Source organism: Streptomyces sp. ISL-1 (genome assembly GCF_018614585.1).
Classification (GTDB): Bacteria; Actinomycetota; Actinomycetes; order Streptomycetales; family Streptomycetaceae; genus Streptomyces; species Streptomyces maoxianensis.
In genome coordinates this window covers 32,129-52,619 of the sequence record NZ_JAGGOI010000022.1, presented here as the reverse complement: position 1 = coordinate 52,619, position 20,491 = coordinate 32,129, and the positions used below count along the sequence as shown (strand labels likewise).

General features: G+C 69.8%; 19 protein-coding genes. 8 read left to right on the top strand and 11 right to left on the bottom strand.

The window, feature by feature from the left end; all coding sequences use genetic code 11:
- The first annotated feature begins 7 nt into the window (after positions 1-7).
- Both J7E87_RS16280 and J7E87_RS16275 read left to right on the top strand, forming a co-directional pair.
- A complete protein-coding gene (locus J7E87_RS16280) occupies positions 8-685 on the top strand; it encodes a DUF402 domain-containing protein (protein WP_215094496.1) in 678 nt (225 codons plus the stop codon).
- Between the two features lie 308 nt (positions 686-993).
- On the top strand, positions 994-2,844 hold the full coding sequence (locus tag J7E87_RS16275; RefSeq protein WP_215094494.1) for a SpoIIE family protein phosphatase: 1,851 nt from the start codon (positions 994-996) through the stop codon (positions 2,842-2,844).
- A 183-nt stretch (positions 2,845-3,027) separates the two neighbouring features.
- Here the strand turns inward: J7E87_RS16275 and J7E87_RS16270 are convergent, their stop codons facing one another.
- A complete protein-coding gene (locus J7E87_RS16270; RefSeq protein ID WP_215094492.1) occupies positions 3,028-5,247 on the bottom strand; it encodes a transglycosylase domain-containing protein in 2,220 nt (739 codons plus the stop codon).
- A 318-nt stretch (positions 5,248-5,565) separates the two neighbouring features.
- On the opposite strand from J7E87_RS16270, the gene J7E87_RS16265 reads away from it, so the two are divergent.
- On the top strand, positions 5,566-6,090 hold the full coding sequence (locus J7E87_RS16265) for a PadR family transcriptional regulator (protein ID WP_215094490.1): 525 nt from the start codon (positions 5,566-5,568) through the stop codon (positions 6,088-6,090).
- Positions 6,091-6,130: 40 nt separating this feature from the next.
- The gene (locus J7E87_RS35875) at positions 6,131-6,253 is read left to right on the top strand and encodes a hypothetical protein (RefSeq protein WP_285427341.1); all 123 of its coding nucleotides are present in this window, start codon (positions 6,131-6,133) and stop codon (positions 6,251-6,253) included.
- A gap of 47 nt (positions 6,254-6,300) precedes the next feature.
- On the opposite strand, the gene J7E87_RS16260 is transcribed toward J7E87_RS35875, so the two are convergent.
- A complete protein-coding gene (locus J7E87_RS16260; RefSeq protein ID WP_215094488.1) occupies positions 6,301-7,245 on the bottom strand; it encodes a LysR substrate-binding domain-containing protein in 945 nt (314 codons plus the stop codon).
- A gap of 129 nt (positions 7,246-7,374) precedes the next feature.
- On the opposite strand from J7E87_RS16260, the gene J7E87_RS16255 reads away from it, so the two are divergent.
- Entirely contained in the window at positions 7,375-7,929 is a 555-nt protein-coding gene (locus J7E87_RS16255; protein WP_215094486.1) for a peroxiredoxin, read from the top strand.
- A 6-nt stretch (positions 7,930-7,935) separates the two neighbouring features.
- Positions 7,936-8,469, top strand: a complete 534-nt coding sequence (locus tag J7E87_RS16250; RefSeq protein ID WP_215094484.1) for an alkyl hydroperoxide reductase — start codon at positions 7,936-7,938, stop codon at positions 8,467-8,469.
- Positions 8,470-8,575: 106 nt separating this feature from the next.
- Here the strand turns inward: J7E87_RS16250 and J7E87_RS16245 are convergent, their stop codons facing one another.
- From J7E87_RS16245 to J7E87_RS16230, 4 genes are all read right to left on the bottom strand, one after another.
- Positions 8,576-9,946 carry an AI-2E family transporter gene (locus J7E87_RS16245; RefSeq protein ID WP_215094482.1) on the bottom strand — a complete coding sequence of 457 codons (1,371 nt, stop codon included), beginning with the start codon at positions 9,944-9,946 and terminating at the stop codon, positions 8,576-8,578.
- A 118-nt stretch (positions 9,947-10,064) separates the two neighbouring features.
- On the bottom strand, positions 10,065-10,757 hold the full coding sequence (locus J7E87_RS16240) for a transglycosylase SLT domain-containing protein (protein ID WP_215094480.1): 693 nt from the start codon (positions 10,755-10,757) through the stop codon (positions 10,065-10,067).
- Between the two features lie 393 nt (positions 10,758-11,150).
- On the bottom strand, positions 11,151-12,473 hold the full coding sequence (locus tag J7E87_RS16235) for a PhoH family protein (RefSeq protein ID WP_215094478.1): 1,323 nt from the start codon (positions 12,471-12,473) through the stop codon (positions 11,151-11,153).
- Positions 12,474-12,790: 317 nt separating this feature from the next.
- Positions 12,791-13,552, bottom strand: a complete 762-nt coding sequence (locus J7E87_RS16230) for an isoprenyl transferase (protein WP_215094476.1) — start codon at positions 13,550-13,552, stop codon at positions 12,791-12,793.
- A gap of 106 nt (positions 13,553-13,658) precedes the next feature.
- Between J7E87_RS16230 and mgrA the strand changes: the two genes are divergently transcribed.
- Positions 13,659-14,696, top strand: a complete 1,038-nt coding sequence (gene mgrA / locus J7E87_RS16225) for an L-glyceraldehyde 3-phosphate reductase (protein ID WP_215094474.1) — start codon at positions 13,659-13,661, stop codon at positions 14,694-14,696.
- Between the two features lie 269 nt (positions 14,697-14,965).
- On the opposite strand, the gene J7E87_RS16220 is transcribed toward mgrA, so the two are convergent.
- The 3 genes from J7E87_RS16220 to J7E87_RS16210 all read right to left on the bottom strand — a co-directional run bounded on the left by J7E87_RS16220 (position 14,966) and on the right by J7E87_RS16210 (position 18,011).
- Positions 14,966-15,319 carry a helix-turn-helix domain-containing protein gene (locus tag J7E87_RS16220; protein WP_215094472.1) on the bottom strand — a complete coding sequence of 118 codons (354 nt, stop codon included), beginning with the start codon at positions 15,317-15,319 and terminating at the stop codon, positions 14,966-14,968.
- Positions 15,320-15,502: 183 nt separating this feature from the next.
- Positions 15,503-17,059: a DUF2079 domain-containing protein gene (locus J7E87_RS16215; RefSeq protein ID WP_215094470.1), complete on the bottom strand. Its 1,557-nt coding sequence runs from the start codon at positions 17,057-17,059 to the stop codon at positions 15,503-15,505.
- Positions 17,060-17,147: 88 nt separating this feature from the next.
- A complete protein-coding gene (locus tag J7E87_RS16210; RefSeq protein ID WP_215094468.1) occupies positions 17,148-18,011 on the bottom strand; it encodes an A24 family peptidase in 864 nt (287 codons plus the stop codon).
- Positions 18,012-18,116: 105 nt separating this feature from the next.
- Here J7E87_RS16210 and J7E87_RS16205 point away from each other — a divergent pair, with 105 nt between their 5' ends.
- Complete coding sequence (locus tag J7E87_RS16205; RefSeq protein ID WP_215094466.1) at positions 18,117-18,554, top strand: DUF192 domain-containing protein; 438 nt, start codon at positions 18,117-18,119, stop codon at positions 18,552-18,554.
- Here J7E87_RS16205 and J7E87_RS16200 read toward each other — a convergent pair.
- Positions 18,547-19,353, bottom strand: coding sequence for a hypothetical protein (locus J7E87_RS16200; RefSeq protein WP_215094464.1), 807 nt, complete (start codon positions 19,351-19,353; stop codon positions 18,547-18,549). The two genes, J7E87_RS16205 and J7E87_RS16200, sit on opposite strands and share 8 nt — an antisense overlap.
- A 94-nt stretch (positions 19,354-19,447) precedes the next feature.
- The gene (locus J7E87_RS16195; RefSeq protein ID WP_308312952.1) at positions 19,448-20,479 is read right to left on the bottom strand and encodes a phosphotransferase; all 1,032 of its coding nucleotides are present in this window, start codon (positions 20,477-20,479) and stop codon (positions 19,448-19,450) included.
- Positions 20,480-20,491: the final 12 nt, after the last annotated feature.

Here is a 20,491-nt window from a genome sequence, read left to right as displayed (position 1 = left end):
TCTGCTCATGACAGGCACAGAACGCATCGCACGCTGGACGCGCGGGGACCACATCCTCTGGCGCTATCGCGGCCATGCCCCGGACCTGTCGGGCGGCGCTGTCCACATCTGCCGCCCCGTGACCGTCGTACAGGACACCGAAGAGCTTCTCGCGGTGTGGATGGCGCCGGGCACGGAGTGCGTGAGGCCGGTGCTCGCGGACGGCACGCCTGTCCATGAGGAGCCGCTGGCGACCCGCTACACGGCCCCGCGCACCACCGCCGTCTCCCGCTGGTTCGGCACGGGCGTCCTGAAGCTGGCACGGCCCGGCGAGCCGTGGTCGGTCTGGCTGTTCTGGGAGCGCGGCTGGCGGTTCAAGAACTGGTACGTGAACCTCGAGGAGCCGCACACCCGCTGGGCGGGCGGCGTCGACTCCGAGGATCACTTCCTGGACATCGCGGTCCGGCCCGACCGGAGCTGGAGCTGGCTGGACGAGGACGAGTTCGACCAGGCCCAGCGGGTCGGCCTGATGAACTCCGAGAAGGCGCGCGGGGTACGGGAGGCGGGAGAGGCGGCCGTCGAGGTGATCCGGGCCTGGGGAGCCCCGTTCCGCGACGGCTGGGAGCACTGGCGGCCGGACCCCGCGTGGCTGGTTCCTCAACTGCCGTCGGACTGGGGACGGACGGCCGCGGAGCTGGCCTCCTGAGCGTCCCGCGGGGGCGATCGGCGAAGTGACCGATTCCGGCCCGGGAACCCGCTCCGTCGCATACGACCTCGTGAGACTCTTGATGTGCCCCCTGGGGGCAAACGTAGGATCGTCGTCCGCAAGGCTGCGCCGTTTGAGCAACCATTGAGCGCAGCACACGACCTGACCGTAAGTCATCTCGAGTCACCACTAGGGGGTGGAGCTGTGCCGGATGCCTGCCACCCTGTCAGCGGCACCCTCACAGCGGGTATACCGCCTCACAAGGCGATTGCATCGCACAACCGGCCCGGACGGACGGAATCCAACGCGTGACGGAGCAGCCCACCTCCCACGAAGGCCGGCAGCCCCTGGCTGCCCGGCCGCAGGAACGCACCCGGCCGCGGGCGGAGGCGACCGGGCCATCGGCCGTGCCCGGGCCCCCCGGACCCACGCAGGAACTGACGGGCACCGCGCGGCGGGAGGGGGACCGGCTGCGGTTCGTGGGGGCCGCGACGCGTCGGATCGCGCGCGGCATAGACCTGGACGAGATCGTGCTGGGGCTGTGCCGGGCGACCGTGCCGACCTTCTCGGACGCGATCCTCGTCTATCTGCGTGACCCGCTGCCGGTGGGCGACGAGCGGCCGGTGTCGCCGTTCGTGCTACGGCTGCGCCGCACCGACCGGCTGCGTTTAGCCGGTGAGGACGCCGACCTCGGTGCCACCGTCCCGATCCCGGTCATCGACCCGCCGAACGACCTCACGCCGGCCGCCGAGCTGTGCGAGGTGCGTTCCGGCGGTGCGCTCTCCGAGGTGCTGCGCGGCGTGCGGCCGGTCTTCGGCGACTCCGCCGCGGCCCGGGCAGCGCTGCCCGAGCTGCTCGGTGACGGCCGGACCGTGCCGGGCGGCCATCGGGCGATACTGGCCCCGCTCCGGGGCCGGCGGCGCGTGATCGGCGCTGCCGTCTTCCTGCGCCGGCCCGACCGGCCCGCGTTCGAGCCCAACGACCTGCTGGTGGCAGCCCAGTTGGCGACGCACACCGCGCTCGGCATCGACAAGGCCGTGCTGTACGGCCGCGAGGCGTACATCGCCGACGAGCTGCAGCGCACCATGCTGCCGGACTCGCTGCCCCAGCCGACCGGCGTCCGGCTCGCCAGCCGGTACCTCCCTGCCGCCGAGACCGCACGGGTCGGCGGCGACTGGTACGACGCGATCCCGCTGCCCGGCAGCCGCGTGGCGCTCGTCGTCGGCGACGTCATGGGCCACTCCATGACGTCCGCCGCGATCATGGGCCAGCTGCGGACGACCGCGCAGACCCTCGCCGGGCTGGATCTGCCGCCGCAGGAGGTCCTGCACCATCTGGACGAGCAGGCCCAGCGGCTCGGCACCGACCGGATGGCGACCTGCCTGTACGCCGTGTACGACCCGGTCGCGCACCGGATCACCATCGCCAACGCGGGCCACCCGCCGCCCATCCTGCTGCACCTGGGCGGCCGGGCCGAAGTGCTGCGCGTACCGCCGGGCGCGCCCATCGGGGTCGGCGGCGTGGACTTCGAGGCCGTCGAGCTGGACGCCCCCGCCGGCGCCACCCTGCTGCTGTACACCGACGGCCTGGTCGAGTCCCGGCTGCGGGACGTATGGACCGGCATCGAGCAGCTGCGGGAGCGCCTGGCCGCCACCGCCCAGCTGACCGGTCCCGACCACTCGCCGCCGCTGGAGGCGCTCTGCGACGACGTGCTGGACATGCTCGGACCGGGCGACCGGGACGACGACATCGCGCTGCTCGCGGCCCGTTTCGACGGAATCGCGCCGAGTGATGTCGCGTACTGGTTCCTGGACCCGGAGGACGCGGCCCCCGGCCGGGCCCGCAGACTGGCCCGCCGGGCGCTCGCCCGCTGGGGCCTGGAGGAGCTGAGCGACTCGGTGGAGCTGCTGGTCAGCGAGGTGGTGACCAATGCCGTGCGGTACGCCGAGCGGCCGGTGACCCTGCGGCTGCTGCGTACGGACGTACTGCGCTGCGAAGTCGGCGACGACTCTCCGCAGCTGCCGAGGCAGCGCCGGGCCCGGGACACCGACGAGGGCGGACGAGGGCTGTTCCTGGTGAACCGGCTGGCCAGACGGTGGGGAGCGACCCGCCTGTCGACCGGCAAGGTGGTGTGGTTCGAGCTGCCTACTCCCGGTTAGAACGGCATAGCTCGTACCAGGGCCAGATCATGGTCCGCCAAGTCCTCGACGACGCCGCGCCTCACCGGCTGGTGTCGAACGTGAACGGCGGCCGACAGCGCATACGACTGTGCCCGCGGACCCGGAAGCCGGGCGTCGCGGGCACAGTCGTGTCATGACGGCCATGGCCTGACGGCTACCGGCCTACGGTTCGACGGCGCCCTGGGCGCTGTTCGGCCTGCCCGGGTCGCCGTCGATCGGATCGGTCGGCGGCGTGAAGGTCGGCTCACCCGTCGGCGTCCTGGTCGGGGTCGGCGTCGGATCGTCCGTCGGCGTCTCGGTGGGCGTCTGCGTCGGGGTCGGCGTCGGCGTCTCCTCCGGCTCCCGGGTCGGCGTCGGCGTCGGCGCCTCGGTCGGTGTGTCCGTCGGCGTCGGATCCGGGTCCGCGGTCGCGGTCTCGTCGACCTCAAGGCTGAACGCGGCGTCCGAGCCGCCGTTCAGCGCGCCCGTCGTGTACTGCTGCCAGATCTTGGCCGGTACGCCACCACCGTTGGCTCGGCCCGCGTTGACGGTGTCGGTCAGCGTGACCTGCGCGCCCTTGGGCTCCTCGCCGAACAGGGCGACGGCGGTGACGAGTTCGGGGGTGTAGCCCACGAACCACGCCGAGCGGTTGTTCTCCGAGGTACCGGTCTTGCCCGCCGCCTCGTACTCGCCGGCCGCGTTCCTGCCCGAGCCGCTCCTGACGACTCCCGTCATGGCCGCGGTGGTGGTGTCCGCCGCCTCACGGCTGATGACCTGGTCGCCGATCGGGTCCACCAGGCCGGCCTCGCGGACCTGGTGCTCGGCGGACTTCACGATCGTCGGCGTGACCTTCTTGCCGTGGTTGTCGAGAGTCGCGTACACGGCGGCCATGTCCCAGGTGGAGGCGCCCATCGTGCCGAGTGACATCGCGGGCCTCTCCGGCCAGCCCTGGCCGTCCTTCATGCCGAGGTCGAGTGCGGTCTTCTTCGCCTTGTCCGGGCCGACGTCGACGATCATCTGCGCGAAGACGGAGTTGATCGAGCTGTTCGTGGCCCTCTGGACGGTGACCGGGCCGTAGTCCCGGTCGTCCTCGTTCTCCGGCGCGAAGGGGGTGTCGCTGCCCTCGACGGGCCGCTTGCTGGTGCCGTCGTACGTGGTCTTGAGGCCGATCGGTTCGCCGTCCTGCGTCTTGGACCCGTTCTCCAGGGCGGAGGCGAGGACGACGGGCTTGAAGGTCGAGGCGGGCTGGTAGTCGCGCCGGGTGGCGTTGGACAGCCAGTGCTCGGTGGCGCCGATGCCGCCGTAGAGCGCGACGACATGACCGGTCTTCGGGTCGACGGAGGTCGCCCCCGCCTGGACGGTCGCGTCGGCCTTGTCACTCTTGCGCTCGAGCTTCTCCTCGAGCTGCTCGTTGACCGCCTTGACCAGCTGCTTCTGACGCTTCTCGTCGATGTTGAGGGTGATCGTCCAGCCGCCGGCCTCGATCTCGTCCTCGCTGACGCCCTGGCGCTGCAGCTCGGCGTTGGCCGCGCTGACCAGGTAGCCGGTCTGGCCGCCCATGCCGGGGGCCGCCTTCGGAGTCTTGGGGGCGGGGAACTTCAGGCCAACCCGCTCGCCGGAGTCGAGCCAGTTCTCCTCGACCATGTTGTCGAGCACGTAGTTCCAGCGCTCGGTGACCAGCTTCTTGCCGGTGTCGGAGGCGAGCGCCCAGTCGTACTGGCTGGGGGCCTGAAGGAGAGCGGCGAGGTACGCGCCCTGGTCGACGGTCAGTTCGGACGCGTCGACGCGGTAGTACGCCTGGGCGGCGGCCTGGATTCCGTACGCGCCTCGCCCGTAGTAACTGGTGTTCATGTAGCCGGCGAGGATCTCGCTCTTTTCCTTCTTCTGGTCCACCTTGAGCGAGATCACCAGCTCTTTGAGCTTGCGGGTGACCGTCTGGTCCTGGTCGAGGTAGTAGTTCTTGACGTACTGCTGCGTGATCGTCGAGCCGCCCTGCTTGCCCTTGCCGGTGAGGGTGTTCATCAGGCCGCGGGCAGTGCCCTTGAGGTCGACTCCGGAGTCCTTGAAGAAGGTCTTGTTCTCGGCGGCGACGAAGCTGTACTGGACGTCCTTGGGGATCTTCTCGAGCCCGACGATCTCGCGGTTGACGGTGCCGGTGCGGCCGAGGATCTTGCCGTCGCTGTACTTGTAGACGTTGCTCTGCATCTCGGCCTGGGCATTGGCCGAGGGCACCGGCACGATCAGATAGATCACGAAGAACGCGCCCATCGCCAGCAGGCAGAAGCCGAAGAAGGTACCCAGCAGCTTCCTCCAGGTGAAGAACCGCCGGATGCCCGTGGGCCTGGCATTCTGCGCCCGGCGCGCCCCACGCTGCCGGGCCTGTCGCGCTTCCGCTCGGCCCATCGCTTCGTTGCTCCGCTCTCGCTGTTCGGTCTGCTTGGTCTGTTCGGTTGTTCGGTCTGCTCGGTCTCAGATCAGCTCAGAAAGCTAACACCGCCGGTACAGACAAAGGGCCACTCATCCGGTCTTGTCAGGACGTGACAATGAGCACCCCGTCTCAAGGAACCGACTCACGAGAGGGGCTCAAGGTTGCGATCGAAGTAAAAGTGTTAGCAGAGCCTGCGCTGCCCGCCCGGGCGGCGAAGCCCGCGCACCCGCCCCCTTTCATGGCCGGAAAAGATCTGTACACCACGCGTATACACGAGGTGTATAGTCCCGCTCATGGCCATCGGTCACACCCTCCTCGGTCTCCTCGAGTCCGGCCCACGCCACGGCTACGACCTCAAGCGCGCCTTCGACGAAAAGTTCGGCCACGACCGGCCCCTCCACTACGGGCAGGTCTACGCCACCTTGTCCCGTCTCCTCAAGAACGGCCTCGTCGAGGTCGACGGCATCGAGGCCGGCGGTGGGCCCGAGCGCAAGCGGTACGCCATCACCGACGCCGGGATCACCGACATGTCGCAGTGGCTCGCGCAGCCCGAGAAGCCCGAGCCGTATCTTCAGTCGACCCTCTACACCAAGGTCGTCCTCGCCCTGCTCACCGGCCGCAGTGCCGCCGAGCTGCTCGATTCGCAGCGGGCCGAGCATCTGCGGCTCATGCGCACCCTCACCGACCGCAAGCGCGGCGGTGACCTCGCCGATCAACTCATCTGCGACCACGCGCTCTTCCATCTCGAAGCGGATCTGCGCTGGCTGGAACTGACCGTCGCCCGCCTCGACCCGCTCGCCAAGGCGGTGCGCGGATGACCCCCGCGGGCTTCCTCCTCGTCGGCCTCGGCTCGGCGCCGTGATGCTCGAGCCGATCGCCGGGCAGGTGACCGACCGGCGGCTCTTCCTGCCGCCGGCCGGCGCGGGCGCGGCGGTGATACTGATCGTGACGCCGCTCAGCCTGTCGCCGCTGCGCGGATGATGCGCCCGCAGGGCTGCGTACTCAAGTAACCGGCGCGGCCCCGTCGGTCAGCTCAGTACTCGTACGGGCAGCCGGCGCATCGCGTCCCTCAGCGCCTGTGCGAACTCCTCGAACTCGCCGTGGCGTGCCGCACCCGCGCGCATCGCCAGGGCGATCCGGCGTGCGGGGGCCGGCTCGGCGAAGTACCCGGTCTGCAGCCGCCCGGCACGGCCGGTCTCCACCTCGACCGCGGTACGCGGCAGCAGCGTCACGCCGAGCCCGCCCGCGACCAGCTGGACCAGGGTCGACAGACCGGCGGCGGTAGTGGTCACCGGGGCGCCTTCGGTACGGCCCGCCTCCCGGCAGATGTCGAGTGCCTGGTCACGCAGACAGTGGCCCTCGTCAAGCAGCAGCAGATGCAGCTCGCGCAGTGCCTCGCGCGGGATGTCCTGGCGCCCGCCGAGCCAGTGGTCGTCCGGCGTGACCAGGACGAAGTCCTCGTCGAAGAGTGGCAGCTCGGTGACACCGGGCACTCCGAGCGGCACGGCGAGCAGCAGCAGATCGAGCCGTCCGCCCGTCAGCCCGTCCAGCAGCGAGGACGTCTGCTCCTCGTGGACCTGCAGGTCGAGGTCGGAGTACGTCTCGTGCACCAGCCGCAGCACGGTCGGCAGCAGATAGGGCGCGACGGTCGGGATCACGCCGAGCCGGAGAACCCCGGTGAAGGGAGCCCGTACAGCGTCGGCCTCCTCGAGCAGCTCGCCGACCGCGTCCAGCACGGCCTTGGCCCGCACCGCGAGCCGCTCACCGGCCGAGGAGAGCAGCACCCTGCGGGTCGTACGCTCCAGGAGCTGGACACCGAGTGCCTCCTCCAGCGCCGACACGGCGCCGGAGAGTGCGGGCTGACTCATCCCGATTGCGCCCGCCGCGTCCCGGAAGTGCAGATGCTCGGCGACGGCGGCGAAGGCGCGCAGCTGGGCGAGAGTGGGCTGTTTACCCCTGTTTGACAGTGACACTGATAGGTACCTCCGATCACGATGACCGAGTCTAGCTATTTCCGTGATCAATGCACTCTGTGCCAGGATCAAGATCCGTCCAACCCCTGGAAGGCCTCAAAAGGGACTTCCTGTATGCAAGGAGAGCGCGTGCTCACTGTCGGTGACCAGTTCCCCACTTTCGAACTGACTGCCTGCGTCTCGATGGAGAGCGGCAAGGAGTTCGCGGAGATCTCCCACAAGTCCTACGAGGGCAAGTGGAAGGTCGTCTTCGCGTGGCCCAAGGACTTCACCTTTGTCTGCCCCACCGAGATAGCCGCCTTCGGCAAGCTGAACGACGAGTTCGCCGACCGTGACGCCCAGATCCTGGGCTTCTCGGGCGACTCCGAGTTCGTCCACCACGCCTGGCGCAAGGACCACGCCGACCTGCGTGACCTGCCCTTCCCGATGATGGCCGACTCCAAGCACGAGCTCATGAGCGACCTCGGAATCGAGGGCGAGGACGGCTTCGCGCAGCGCGCCGTCTTCATCGTCGACCCGAACAACGAGATCCAGTTCACCATGGTGACCGCCGGCTCCGTCGGCCGTAACCCCAAGGAGGTCCTGCGGGTGCTCGACGCCCTGCAGACCGATGAGCTGTGCCCGTGCAACTGGACCAAGGGCGAGAACACCCTTGACCCGGTCGCGCTGCTGTCAGGGGAGTGATCCGGAATGTCTCTCGATGAACTCAAGTCCGCGGTACCGGACTTCGCCAAGGACCTGAAGCTGAACCTCGGTTCGGTGATCGGCAACAGCGACCTGCCTCAGCAGCAGCTCTGGGGCACCGTCCTGGCCTGCGCGATCGCTTCGCGCTCGCCGAAGGTGCTGCGCGAGCTGGAGCCCGAGGCCAAGGCCAACCTCTCCCCCGAGGCGTACTCCGCCGCCAAGTCGGCCGCCGCCGTCATGGCGATGAACAACGTCTTCTACCGGACCCGGCACCTGCTGTCGGACCCGGAGTACGGGACGCTTCGCGCGGGCCTGCGGATGAACGTCATCGGCAACCCGGGCGTGGAGAAGGTCGACTTCGAACTGTGGTCGCTCGCCGTCTCCGCCATCAACGGCTGCGGCCAGTGCCTCGACTCGCACGAGCAGGTGCTCCGCAAGGCCGGCGTGGACCGCGAGACGATCCAGGAAGCCTTCAAGATCGCCGCGGTGATCCAGGCCGTGGGCACGACGCTGGACGCGGAAGCCGCGCTGGCCGAGTAGTTTCAGCGCCTACGCGTACGAAGGGCCCCGCCGACCGGAGTCGGCGGGGCCCTTCGTCAGTCTTGAGCCCGGCTGTAGCTCTTGAGCCTGGCTGTCAGGTGCCCTGTCAGACACCCTCCTCCACGACCGGGGCGGTCGCGGCCGCCGGGGAAGGCCCCGGAGCAGACGCAACCTCAGCCGTCGGGGCGCTGTGCGGCGGCGGCGTGCCGTGCAGGGTCTGCTCCTTGCTGTACGCCCGCAGATAGCCGACCACCGTATTGGTCACCGCCACCAGCGGCACCGCCACGACCGCGCCGCCGATCCCGGCGATCAACCCGCCCGCCGCGACGGCCAGGACGACCGCGAGGGGATGCACCCGCACCGCGCGGCCCAGGATGAAGGGCTGCAGCACATGGCCCTCGAGCTGCTGTACGGCGAGGACGACGATCAGCACCATCAATGCGGTGAACACGCCCTGCGTGACCAGCGCGACGACGACCGCGAGCGCACCGGAGACGACCGCGCCCACCAGCGGGATGAAGGCGAACAGGAAGATGAACACGGCGAGCGGCACGGCCATCGGGACATCGAGGAAGTAGATGCCGAGGCCGATGAAGATCGCGTCGATCAGGGCCACTATCACCGTGCCGCGCACATAGGCCGTCAGCGTGCCCCACGCTCGCGGCCCCGCTCCGGCGACTCCCTCGCGGGCCTGCGCCGGGACCAGCCCCAACACCCAGTGCCAGATGCGCTTCCCGTCGTACAGCAGGAAGAGCGTGGAGAACATCGCCAGCAGAATGCCGGTCAGTATCTCGACCATCACCGTCACGCCCTGCAGACCGGCCGAGGTGATCTCCTCGGTGTTGGTCCCGATGGTGTCGCTGAGGTTCTTCGCTATGTCGTTGATCTGGGACTCGGTCACATGGAAGGGGCTGTCCAGCAGCCAGCGCTTGAGCTCCTCGATACCGTCCCTGACCCGGTCGGAGAGGTTGTCGAGGTTGTCCATCACCTGCCAGACCACGAACCAGCCGACCAGGCCCATGATGACGAAGCCGGCGATCGCGGTGACCGCGGTGGCGAGCCCGCGCGGCAGGCCGAGCCTCCTCAGCCGGGCCACGGTGGGCTGAAGCATCGCGGTGACGAGCAGCGCGGCGACGAAGGCGAGGACCACCAGCTGCACGGCGCTGATGATGCGCATCAACACCCAGAGCGTGCCCCCCAGTACGAGCAGCCGCCAGCCGGCCTCGGCCGCGACGCGGATGCCCCAGGGGATCGCAAGGACCGGGTCGGGCCTGGCCGCGATCGCGACGACCGGGTCGGGCCCGGCCGCGATCGCGGGTGCGTAGGCGGGCGGCGCCGGGACGCTGTCCCGGACGGGCGCGGTGGCGGGTACCTCGGACAAGTCGTCCGCCGCGGCCTCACGGCGCTCGTCCAGGCGCTCGGAGATCCGGGTCAGACCGGCACCCAGCCCGGCGAGCCATCCTGGCAGTGTCGACATGATCTTTTCCTCTTCCCCCCACCACTCCCCCGGGATTTGTCCGGGACCGACCGTACACGCACGGAGCCCCCCACCGTAGGACGGTGGGGGGCTCCGAGAAGTTGAGTGCCGACGGACCCTAGTACCAGTTGTTGGCCTGCCAGAACGACCACGCGCCACAGGGGCTGTCGTAGCGGCTGTTCATGTAGTTGAGGCCCCACTTGATCTGGGTCGCCGGGTTGGTCTGCCAGTCGGCGCCGGCCGAGGCCATCTTCGAGCCCGGCAGTGCCTGAACGAGACCGTAGGCGCCGGAAGAGGCATTCTGCGCGCGGTAGTTCCAGGTGGACTCGTGGTCCACGATGTTGCTGAAGCACTGGAACTGGTCGGCGGGGACCATCTGTCGCGCGATCGCCTTGACCTCGGCGACGGTGTAGGAGCTCTGCGTGGAGAAGCTCGTCGCGTCGCGCGCGGAGTCGCGGTTGGCGCGCGCCTCCGCGGCCTCGCGCTCGCGCTCAGCCTCGTCCTCGGCGGCTTCCTTCTTCGCCTTGGCGGTCTTGGCGGCCTGGATGCGCGCGGCTTCCTCGGCAGACTTCTGCGCGGCCGCGTCGGCGGCAGCCGCCTGTGCGTCGGCCTGCTGCGTCAGGGACGAGACCTGAATCTGGGCCTGCTGGCCCACGGGTATGTCTGCGAGAAGCGTCGCGTCGGCTGCCGTTGCCTCGAAGTTGTCGCCCGAGGGCTGTGCATTGCCCGACGCAACGCCCACTACGGCGCCGACGGTGGTGACCGCCGTGGCAGATGCCACCGCGAATCCCCGCACCGAGATCCGGCTCACACGTATTCCTTCCAGCCACGCCCGCATAGGTGACCTCGCGAGCGCAATCGTGCCCCTGGCGCTGGTCTCCCCAATACTTGGGTCACGGGAGACGCGGGCCCGGTGGGCAACCCTCTTGCGAGGGCTGCCGCATGATGCTCGCGGGCGGCATACGACGGCAAGTTTTGAGTTGTGTGTGGTGCTGTGCACCTCTGGAGGTGCTCGTGTGCCGTATGCGGGGCCTGACGGAAGCAAGACTCTGCCCGAAGCCGACGCCGCAAGGCAATTCTCCGTTGCGTGTGAAAGCTCACACCCTGTTTCGGCCAGGAGTTTTACGGAAAACGGCGGACAGCAAGACGCCGCCCGGCTACGCTCGTGCGCTTCACCGGGCGGCGTCAACTGCCTTATTCCGTACTAGATATGGCCGTCCTCCAGCATTTCGGTCACGAGCGCGGCGATCTGCGAGCGCTCGGAGCGGGTGAGGGTGACATGCGCGAAAAGCGGATGTCCCTTCAATTTCTCGACAACGGCGACTACTCCGTCATATCGGCCGACGCGCAGATTGTCCCGCTGTGCCACGTCATGAGTCAGAACGACCCGGGAATTCGCCCCGATTCTGGACAGAACAGTCAACAGGACGTTCCGCTCCAGGGACTGGGCCTCATCGACGATGACGAACGCGTCGTGCAGCGAGCGACCCCGGATGTGGGTGAGCGGCAGGACCTCGAGCATGCCGCGCCCCAGCACCTCCTCGATCACGTCACGGCCCGCCACGGCCGAGAGAGTGTCGAAGACAGCCTGCGCCCAGGGACTCATCTTCTCGGCCTCGGTGCCGGGCAGATAGCCGAGCTCCTGCCCGCCCACCGCGTACAGCGGCCGGAAGACCATCACCTTCTGATGCTGCCTGCGCTCCAGGACCGCCTCGAGGCCGGCGCACAGTGCCAGGGCCGACTTTCCTGTGCCGGCCCGGCCGCCGAGCGAGACGATGCCGACATCCTGGTCGAGGAGCAGATCGAGGGCGATGCGCTGCTCGGCGCTGCGGCCGTGGATGCCGAAGGCCTCCCGGTCGCCGCGCACCAGCCGGACATTGCCCTCGGCCGTGATCCTGCCCAGCGCCTTGCCGCGCTCGGACTGCAGTACGAGCCCGGTGTGGACAGGAAGCTCGGTCGCCTCGGGGACGTACAGCGTCTCCTCTCCGTACAGCAGATCCACCTGTTCGGCGGAGAGGGGCAGTTCGGCCATACCGGTCCAGCCGGAGTCGGTGATGGCCAGCTCGGCCCGGTACTCCTCGGCCAGCAGACCGACGGACGAGGCCTTGATACGAAGGGGCAGATCCTTGGAGACGACCGTGACGTCGTACCCCTCGGCCTGCAGATTGCGCGCTACCGCCAAAATCCGTGAGTCGTTGTCCCCCAATCGGAAGCCGGCCGGAAGGACGCCGGGATCGGAGTGGTTGAGCTCGACACGGAGCGTGCCACCGAGATCGCCCAGGGGGATCGGGGCGTCGAGGCGTCCGAACCGGATCCGGAAGTCGTCCAGCAGGCGCAGCGCCTGCCGGGCGAAGTAACCGAGTTCCGGGTGGTGCCTCTTGGCCTCAAGCTCTGTGATCACCACGATCGGGAGCACGACCTCGTGCTCCTCGAAGCGGGTCAGGGCATTCGGGTCGGCCAGCAGGACGCTGGTGTCGAGAACATAGGTGCGCCTGTCGGGCATGCGGCGCTTTGTGCTGTTCACCACGGAAGGACGTACCCCCTCGAATGAGATCGGGGTGCGACGGCGTCGCGAGCGATGGGACCGGGCTCTGGCCACGATTCACGGGCCGAGCTCCGGCCCCCCCGTGGTCCGCACCAGGGGTGCGGTCCTTCGTGTGCAAAGGGCCTCCCGGGTGAGCGGTCTGGGCCGCTCACTGAGATACGACGTTCGTGGATCGGACGTCGACCTGGAAGGGATATTCCCTCGAACACGCGCAGCCATGCCATGGCATATGACGACGCGTAGATGAACACGGGGTGATCGCCTCCCCCGGGACTACGGGAGGGAGGGGCCGGGATGCCTCAATTGCCGTAGCGGCGGTGGCGTGCGGCGTAGTCGCGCAGCGCGCGGAGGAAGTCGACCTTGCGGAAAGCCGGCCAGAAAACTTCGCAGAAGTAGTACTCCGAGTGGGCGCTCTGCCAGAGCATGAACCCGGACAGACGCTGCTCGCCGCTGGTGCGGATGACCAGGTCCGGGTCGGGCTGGCCACGGGTGTAGAGGTGCTCGGAGATGTGTTCGACGTCGACGATCTCGGCGAGCTCCTCGAAACTCGTGCCCTTGTCGGCGTGCTCCAGGAGAAGGGAGCGCACGGCGTCCGCGATCTCCTGGCGGCCGCCGTAGCCCACGGCGACGTTGACGAGTATCCCGTCGCGTCCCGCGGTCACCTGCTCGGCTTCCTTCAGTACAGACTGGGTGCGGGCGGGCAGCAGGTCCAGCGTGCCGACGTGGTGCACCCGCCAGCGGCCGTCGGCGGCGAGGTCACGGACCGCGTTCTCGATGATGCCGAGGAGCGGGATGAGCTCCTCCTCGGGGCGGTCCAGGTTGTCCGTGGACAGCAGCCAGAGCGTGACAACCTCGACATCGGTCTCCGCGCACCAGCCGAGGAGCTCCTGGATCTTGCTCGCGCCGGCCTTGTGCCCCTGCTCGGCCGTGCCGCCCGACGCCTTGGCCCAGCGACGGTTGCCGTCAAGGATGACGCCGATGTGCTTGGGCACCTGGTCGTGGTCGAGTCGGCCTTCCACCCGGCGTGCGTAGAGCCCGTACACCAGGTCGCGCAGGTTCACTGTTCTCGTACCCTCCGTGCGGCAGTCCCCGAAGCCGCCACAGTACTGCGCACGGGCCACGGCGGCCCAACCCGGTCTGTCACAAGTCCGTGATAGGCAGGGTTGCGTGACTGAAACTTCCCCCTACCGCGCCGACGCGAGCCGCTACGAGTCGATGGAGTACCGGCGCGCCGGCCGCTCCGGGCTCAAGCTTCCCGCGATTTCCCTCGGCCTCTGGCACAACTTCGGCGACGACCGGACCCTCGACTCGCAGCGCGCGATCCTGCGCCGCGCTTTCGGCCTGGGCGTGACGCACTTCGACCTGGCGAACAACTACGGTCCGCCGCCGGGTTCGGCCGAGCTCAATTTCGGCAAGATTTTCGCTCAGGACTTCACCCCATACCGCGATGAATTGGTCATTTCGACCAAAGCGGGTTATCTCATGCATCCCGGTCCCTACGGCGAGTGGGGCTCGCGGAAGTACCTGCTGTCCTCGCTCGACGCGTCCCTGAAGCGGATGGGACTGGACTACGTCGACATCTTCTACTCCCACCGCTTCGACCCGGACACTCCGCTCGAGGAGACGATGGGCGCGCTGGCCTCCGCCGTGCAGCAGGGCAAGGCGCTGTATGTGGGTGTGTCGTCGTACAACGCGGAGCAGACCGCCGAGGCGGCAAGTCTGCTGAAGGAGATGGGCGTCCCGGCCCTTATCCACCAGCCCTCGTACTCGATGATCAACCGCTGGATCGAGGACGACGGACTGCTCGACACGCTGGAGAGCACCGGCATGGGCTGCATCTCCTTCGTGCCGCTCGCACAGGGCCTGCTCACGGGTAAGTACCTCAAGGGCATCCCGGAGGGCTCGCGGGCCACACAGGGCAAGTCCCTGGATCCGGACCTGCTCTCGGACGACGTCGTACGCAGGCTGAACGGACTGAACGACATCGCCGCCCGGCGCGGCCAGTCGCTCGCCCAGCTGGCGATCGCCTGGGTCCTGCGGGACCCGCGGATGACCTCCGCGCTGATCGGCGCCTCCAGCGTGCAGCAGCTCGAGGAGAACGTCGCGGCGCTTGCCGGACCGCCGCTGAGCGCCGGGGAGCTGGAGGAGATCGACGTCTTCGCCGTGGACACCGAGGGCACCAACATCTGGGCCGGGCGGAGCTGACACAAGCCGGGAAAGAGAAAACGGGCCGGTCCGTGGGGGGGGATACGGACCGGCCCGAGGGGGGGTTTCCACCATAACCCTTCGTGAGTGATGGTGCGTGCCACGCCATGCCGTAACTACGCTCCGAATGCGCCGGACGGCGGGGCGGCGGGTGGCCCGGGGCGGAAAATGCCTGGTACCGGCCCCGTGGCGGCCCGGAGTCGTAACCCCTGAGGGTGACCCCCGGACGCGGGAGCCGGATTGACGCCGAAGGCCGCCGCGACGACTCCTCAGGCCACGGGTTCCTTCGTCTTGTTGGCGACGATCCGCTCCATGAAGGTGTCGCCCCACTCGCCGAGCGGCAGCAGAGCGGCGTTGAGCGCCTGCCCCAGCTCGGTGAGGGAGTACTCGACGCGCGGCGGCACCTCCCGGTACACCTCGCGGTGCACGATGCCGTCCGCCTCCAGCTCGCGCAGCTGCTGGATGAGCATCTTCTCGCTGACGCCGCTCACATGGCGCTTCAGCTCCCCGAAGCGGTGCGTCCCGTCGTGCAGCGCCCACAGAATGAGCGCCTTCCACTTCCCGCCGACGACGTCCACGGCTGCGTCGAGACCGCAGCTGTAGGAAGGCTTGATCTCGGCCACCGCAACTCCTCGGACTCGTCCAACACTTTCCTTTTCGCCAGTACACCATTCTACGGGAGTGAGCGTGCGGACAGGGACTGTCCTGGATGAGCGCCGTCTGGATGAACCCTGAGGTCGTTCGCATGACGACGCGCAGTGTGACGTCGACCGAAGCCGACGCCCGCCGGCCGACGGTGGCGAGGATCACGGTCGGGCCGCACGCCTGAGGCGTAGCAGGGTGACGCCGTCGCGCTGGGCGATGCGCTCGTAGCCGTACTTCCGCTGCGCGGCGTCCAGTTCGGCGGCCTGCTGCTCGGGCGGGTAGGGCCAGTGACCCGTCTTGTACGGCCAGGCCTCGGGCGCCCTGCTGTCATGGATGATCCACTCGGCGGTGGGCCGGGGCAGCTGCTTCTTGTCGTACTCATAGAGCCGCGCACCGACCGGGAAGGTCGGGAAGAGGACGACTTCGCAGCGCGAAGTGAGCTGGGGAGCGAGGCGGTTGGATGCGGCGACCGTCGCGCCGTCGGGGATCCGGTCGAGCAGCGAGCGGGCCGCCTCGACGTGTTGCGTCGTGCGCCAGGTCGCGCGCTGGGCCAGCTGGGCGAGCGGAAACGACGGCAGCATGACGGCGGTGACGGCCAGGACGGTGGCGAGCGAGGCGCGGATCTGGCGGGTGGCCAGTGGGTGGTCCGTACCGCGCCACTGCCGCAGCGAGTCGATGAGGCCGGCGAAGACGACAGGCATCAGTACGGCGCTGTAGTGGAAGGAAGTGCCCCAGTGGAAGCCGTTCTGCGACAGCATGCGCCAGGCGAGCGTGGGCAGGGCCAGGAGCGCGAGCGGCGAGCGCAGGGCGAGCAGCGCGGACGGGGCGAAGACCAGAATCACGGTCATGGCCTTGATGTCGGGTCGCAGCGCGTCGAGCGGGGCGAATGCGATGGTGCTGAGCAGGGAGCTGTGCGCACTCTCGGCGAGAAGTCCGCCGTGGGCGTACCCGCCCGCGGGGTTGAAGGCGGGAAGCAGCAGCTTGATCTCCACGGCCGATGCGAGCAGACCGGCCACCGCGGCGACGATGCCGAGGCGACGCGGGCCCTTCCAGGCGACGTAACAGCCGAGGGCGGCAAGGGTCAGCCCGAGGTCCTCCTTGACCAGGACCAGTGGCGCGGCCCAGGCGACGGCGGGCCCCCAGCGCCGCCGGCCCAGTGCCTCCAGGGCGAAGGCGATCAGCGGCACGGCGAGCGCGACCTCGTGGAAGTCGAAGGCGGCGGCCGATGCGGTGCCCCAGCTCAGTCCGTAGCCGAGGGCGACGACATGGGCGGAGCGCCGGCCGAGCACCCGAAGGGCCCAGCGCACGAGCGGTACGGCGGCGAGGGCGAGGAGCGCGGACTGGGCCAGAAGAAGGCAGACGGGGGACGGCCAGAGGCGGTAGAGAGGGGCGAGGACGGCGAGCGCGGGGTGGAAGTGGTCGCCGAGCAGATTGAACTGCTCGCCGCGCAACGGGACGACGGGCGCGCGCAGTTGGGAGTAGGCGCGGACGGCCTGCTCGAAGATGCCGAGGTCGTAGCCGGTGGTGCGCAGCAGCGTATGACGGCGTACGGAGACGGTGGCGTAGAGCAGAAAGAACGCCGCCGCCCAGCTCCAGGGGAGCAGGCCGGCGGGGAAGCGGGCAGTGGGGCGGCCTCCGGGCTCCGGCAAGGGGGCGGGGACGAGGGAGCGCAGCAGACCACGCCGCCGAGTCTCCGCATTGTCAGAAAATGTCCGCATACGTCCAGATGCTAGACGTGCCTGCCGGTCGGGCCGGGCTTGACCGCCCCGATGTCGCGGAGCGGCTTCGCCAACCGCTCGCCGGTCCTCACGCTGCGGCGAGGCCGCCGAGCAGCAGTCCGGCAAGCGCCCCCGCGATCATGAAGGGCCCGAACGGGATCGCTGTCTTGCGCCCGGCGCGACGCAGGGCGATGAGGCCGAGTCCGTACACCGAGCCGAACAGAAAGCCGGCGAAGGCGCCGGCGAAGAGCACCGCCCAGCCGTACCAACCGAGGACAACGCCCAGCGAGAGGGCGAGTTTGACGTCGCCGAAGCCCATGCCGTTCGGGTGGATGAGGAAGAGCACGAGGTAGGCGGCGCCGAGGACGAGTCCGCCGAGCAGCGCGGTCGGCCAGGAGCCCGCGTCGCCGGGGAGCAGCCCCGCGAGCCCGAGAAGCGCGGCGGCCGCGGCGGCGAGCGGGAGGGTCAGCTGGTCGGGGAGTCGATGGACGTTGCGGTCGACGAGGGCGAGCAGCACGGCGAAGGGCGTGAGCAGCAGCCAGACGGCGAGCTCGGGGCGCGGCCCGGTGGCGGCGGCGAGGGCGGCGCAGCTGAGGGCGGTCACCACGGGGACGAGCAGCGGTGCGGGTGTTTCGGTGTCGAGCAGCGGTGCGGGTGCCTCGGTGTCGAGCAGCGGTGCGGGTGCCTCGGTGTCGAGCAGCGGTGCGGGTGCCTCGGTGTCGCGGGTTGCCGCGCTTCCCGCGGCCTTCCGGGCCGGAACCGCCGTGGCGCAGCCCGCACACCGCGCGAAGCCGAGCCAGCCCCGAGCGGGCCCCGTGAACGCGTGCCCGGCGGGGCAGCTCTCGCGCCACGCCTCCTCCGGCTCGACGGAGAGCCGGTATGCGGCGCGCGGGACGAGCAGCCCCGCGGCGGCGCCCCAGAGGGCGGCGACGGCGATCAGCGTGGCGTACACGACAGCGAGCGTAGGCGAGCACCGCGGGTGCGGTCATGGGCCCTGGGGCCCAATCCTGGTGATCCGGGGCCCACGGGTGTGCGCCGGACGCTACGGTCTACGGCCATGGGCCGACGGCGTCAATGGAACAACGGCACGGGGACGTTGCGGATCGCGGACGCGTCGCAGGCCGGCGCATCGCCGACTGACTCGTCGTTGGCCGACGCGTCATTGGCCGACGCGTCATTGGCCGACGAATCGCTGACGGTGGAGATCGCGGCTACGTACGGACCCCGGCGGCGTGGCCTGCTCGGGCGGGACCGGATCGAGGGCGCGATCCTGCTCACCCCGTGCAACAGCGTGCACACCTTCCGGATGCGCTTCACCATCGATGTGGCCTATCTGGACCGGGAGTTGAGAGTCATCGACGTCCACACGATGAAGCCGGGCAGGCTCAGCAGGCCGCGGCTGCGGGCACGGCATGTGCTGGAGGCGGAGGCCGGGGCGATGGCGGGCTGGGGCGTGCGCCCGGGCGTACAGCTGACAATCGCGGCCACTACTTGAGTTTGGTGAGCTTGTCCGCCTGGGCGGTGAGCAGGGCGGGCGGGATCCGCGGGGTCTGCGGCCCTTCGAGGTTGGCCGTATAGAAGGTGGCCAGCGTGCCGCCGGAGCGTACGACGTGGAAGACGAGAGGCACGGGCTCGCCCTCGTAGTCGCCGGTGACCTGGTAGGCGAACGCGTCGTCCCCCACCTGTGCCGCGACGGGTAGCGCCTTCGCGCCCTGGTACGTCGACGGCCCTTCGCCGCCGCCGCTCGCCCTGAAGCCGCCTTCGCAGGCCTCGACGGCGGCGCGCAGCCGGCTGAGCGCTGTCGTGGCGTCCTGCACCCCGTGGGTGGTGAGGAACTCCGAGACGGCCGGGCGGTTGTCCTTGGCACCGGTCAGTTGGCGGTACGCGGAGGCCTGGGCAGCGGGCTCGGGCCTGCCGTTGATGACGGCGGTGAGCGGGGCGCACTCGCTCTTGTCGGCCCTCTCGCCCTGGGGCGGCGGGGCGTCCATGGGTGCGACATCGAAGCCGGGAACGTCACTCTTGGCGAGGATGGCCTTCTCCAACTGGGCCTGGGAGAGGGCCTTGGGGGCCGAGGCGGCAGGCTGCGCGGGACCGGCGGGTGTGGGCGTCGCGGGAACGGACTTCGAAGGGACGGGCGTCGCTGGGACGGGCGTCGCTGGGACGGGCGTCGACGTTGCGGCCTTCTTGTGCCGGGGCTTGTCGGCGCTGTCACCGCCGCCCTCGCCGCCGCAGCCGGCCGTGAGCCCGATCGCGAGGGTCAGGGCCGTTGCCACCACTGCCGTACGCTGCCTCATCCGCGCCCCATCCCGCTTCCCGCTGCCGTGAAGCCGTCCCGTCGCCGCACGCTAACAACCGCGTGCGCGCCCGCGCATGGGCCCACGGGCCCAATCACGACCCCTGTGGCCGGCTGCGCGGCACCGTCCCGAGCGCGGGCCAGCGGTCGAGCATGCGCCGCCGTGCATCCGTACTCAGCCGGCTCAGCCCGCCCAGTACGTCACTGCCCTCGGTCATCCGCGCGACGACCCCCAGCCGGTGGGCCAACCGCTCCCGAGCGCTCACCGTCCCCCACTCCCAGTCCTCGCCCAGAACCCGGGCCAACTGGTCGACGGTCCCCCGGTGCGCCCGCTGGACCAGCGTCTCGCCCCGGATCAGCCACCCCGCGCAGGCGTCGGCGAGATCGCCCTCGACGTCCGTGCCGGTCGCCTCCCGCCACGCGGTGCGGTACGCCGCTTCGGCCTCGGCCAGCAGGGGTTCCGGCGCGGCGGTCACGCACCAGCAGGTCGGGAAGCCGATGCGGAGATAAGCGAGCTCGATGAGCCCGTTGCCGAGGCTTGCCTGCTCGAAGTCGATGAAGCGGATTCCGTCGGCGGTGTGCAGATCGTTGCCGGGGCAGGGATCGCCGTGCAGCAGGGCCTGCCGTCCGCTCACCTTGCCCAGCCGCAGGGTGAGTTCGCCCAGCTCGTCCTCGGCTCCGGCCGTGTCGTGGACACCGAGAGCTCTCGCGAACGCCACGAAGGAGCCGACGTCGCCCGCATCCGGCCCCGTCCAGCGCGGCAGCTCCGCCCCATCCTCACCGGCCGCGTGCAACCGGGCCAGTGCCGTCGCGTACTCGGTCTCCCACCCCTCACGCGGCCGCCCGTGCTCGACGTACTCCAGCACCAGTACGCGCTCGTCAGCGTCCACCCCGAGCACCCGCGGCACTACGGCCGGCCGCACCCGCGAGGCCATCCGCAGCGCGGCCACCTCCCGCCCGTACCGCTGCGTCGCCTCCGCCTCCGCTTCCGCGGCAAGCTGCTTGACCACGGCGGGCCTACCGTCCGCCAGCTCCACCCGCCACACCGCCGAACGCGGGCTGCTGTCGATCAGCCGGGCCTTTCGCGGCGCGCCCAACTCGTCCCGCAGCCGCTCCCCGAAGGGCACCCGTACTCGCCT

Bases quoted from the DNA above. Each gene is read 5' to 3' on its own strand.
- J7E87_RS16280 (WP_215094496.1), top strand. From the start codon at position 8: ATGACAGGCACAGAACGCATCGCACGCTGGACGCGCGGGGACCACATC.
- J7E87_RS16270 (WP_215094492.1), bottom strand. From the start codon at position 5,247: ATGGGCCGAGCGGAAGCGCGACAGGCCCGGCAGCGTGGGGCGCGCCGG.
- J7E87_RS16265 (WP_215094490.1), top strand. From the start codon at position 5,566: ATGGCCATCGGTCACACCCTCCTCGGTCTCCTCGAGTCCGGCCCACGC.
- J7E87_RS16250 (WP_215094484.1), top strand. From the start codon at position 7,936: ATGTCTCTCGATGAACTCAAGTCCGCGGTACCGGACTTCGCCAAGGAC.
- J7E87_RS16245 (WP_215094482.1), bottom strand. From the start codon at position 9,946: ATGTCGACACTGCCAGGATGGCTCGCCGGGCTGGGTGCCGGTCTGACC.
- J7E87_RS16215 (WP_215094470.1), bottom strand. From the start codon at position 17,059: ATGCGGACATTTTCTGACAATGCGGAGACTCGGCGGCGTGGTCTGCTG.
- J7E87_RS16205 (WP_215094466.1), top strand. From the start codon at position 18,117: ATGGGCCGACGGCGTCAATGGAACAACGGCACGGGGACGTTGCGGATC.
- J7E87_RS16200 (WP_215094464.1), bottom strand. From the start codon at position 19,353: ATGAGGCAGCGTACGGCAGTGGTGGCAACGGCCCTGACCCTCGCGATC.